The organism is Parcubacteria group bacterium CG10_big_fil_rev_8_21_14_0_10_36_14, assembly GCA_002772895.1.
Taxonomy (GTDB): Bacteria; Patescibacteriota; Patescibacteriia.
The window spans coordinates 1-1,642 of sequence record PFCS01000043.1 but is presented as its reverse complement, the minus strand read 5'-3'; the positions used below and the strand labels follow the sequence as shown (position 1 = coordinate 1,642).

General features: G+C 37.3%; 2 protein-coding genes. Both read left to right on the top strand.

The features are described 5' to 3' along the window. The coding region (locus tag COU51_03625) for a hypothetical protein (GenBank protein PIR66498.1) at positions 1 to 1,087 on the top strand (1,087 nt) is incomplete at its 5' end. A gap of 4 nt (positions 1,088 to 1,091) precedes the next feature. Continuing rightward, the coding region (gene tpiA / locus COU51_03620; GenBank protein ID PIR66502.1) for a triose-phosphate isomerase at positions 1,092 to 1,642 on the top strand (551 nt) is incomplete at its 3' end.

Sequence of the window (1,642 nt, the reverse complement as noted above, 5' to 3'; positions counted from 1 at the left end):
GCCTAATACACTTTCTATTTCTAAAGAGCTTGATCAATATGGCGCAGAGTACAACGCTTTTACCAGTAAAGATTATACGGGCTATTATGTAAAGATAAATGCTGAGCATCGCGATACTGCAATGGATATTGTTTCTGATATGCTTTATAATTCTAAACTTGACGAAAAAGAAATAAACCGCGAGCGTAATGTTATTTTGGAAGAAATCCATATGTATCGCGATAATCCGATGATGCATATTGAGGATATGTTAGAAGAAGAAATATTTGGTGATACACCTCTTGGTTGGTCAATTGCTGGATATGAAAAAACAATGGCAAAAATTACGCGCAAGGATATTGTAAATTTTTATAACAAACACTATATCCCAAAAAATACGGTTGTGGTTTTCTCTGGTGATCTCAAAAAAATGGATATCAAAAAGACAGGTGAAAAATATTTTGGAAAAAGCAAAGCTGGCAAGCCGGCAACGAAATATCCTCCTTTTATAAGTGGGTTAAAAAGTAAGGTAAAGGTTGATTGTAAAGAAACAGGGCAGTTTCAGCTGGCAATCGGGCTTCCGGGATTAAAATACGACGACAAAGATATGCCAGCGTTGGGGCTTTTGACAAACATTCTTGGTGGAACAATGAGTTCGCGATTGTTTATTCAAGTAAGAGAAAGACGGGGATTGGCATATTTTGTCCGCGCCATACTCTCTCCATATCAAGATACAGGCGCTTTTGTTATCCGCGCAGGGCTAAATAAAGGAAAACTGGAATTGGCAATAAAAACCATATTTGCAGAGCTTGAAAAAGTAAAAAAGTCCGGAGTAAACGCGCTTGAGCTAAAACGCGCAAAAGAAAATATAAAAGGCGGGATTATTTTGGAAATGGAAGATTCTAGCTTTGTTGCTTCGTGGCTTGGCAAGCAGGAATTACTAACAGACAAGACCAAAACTTTGGAAGAAAAAATAAAACAAATGGAACGAGTAAAACTTGCTGACATAAAAAAAGTTGCTAACAAATTATTTAAAAAAGAAAAAGCCAGTATCGCAATTATCGGTCCATTAAAAGACGATGCTAGCATTAAAAAATTATTAAAATAATTTTATGAGGAGGAAAATTATTATTGCCAACTGGAAAATGTATCTTTCGACACGAGACGCAATCCTTTTGGCCGGAAAATATAATCATTTAAAAAGTCCGCACAAGGTAATCCTCGCGCCAAGCTTTACGGCATTATCAGGCGTAGAGAAAACAATTCGTGGAAATGGGCTAAAACTTTGCGCTCAGAACATTTTTTGGGAAGAATATGGCGCTTATACCGGAGAGGTTGCCGGACTTGACATAAAGCAGATTGGATGCGAATATGTAATTCTAGGACATTCGGAACGAAGAAAGTATGCAAAAGAAAATTATGAGACTGTGAATAAAAAAATTAAGTTAGCTTTGAAGGCAAAACTTATTCCGGTTGTGTGTGTGGGAGAAAATTTGAGAGAGAGAAGAAGTGGTCACGCATGGAAGGTAATAGAAAGACAGTTAAGGATAGGGTTAAAGGCAGTAGACAAAAAAAAGGTTATAATTGCCTATGAGCCGATTTGGGCAATTGGAACAGGCAATGCCGAAGATCCGATTGATGCGGAGAGAATGCATACACATAT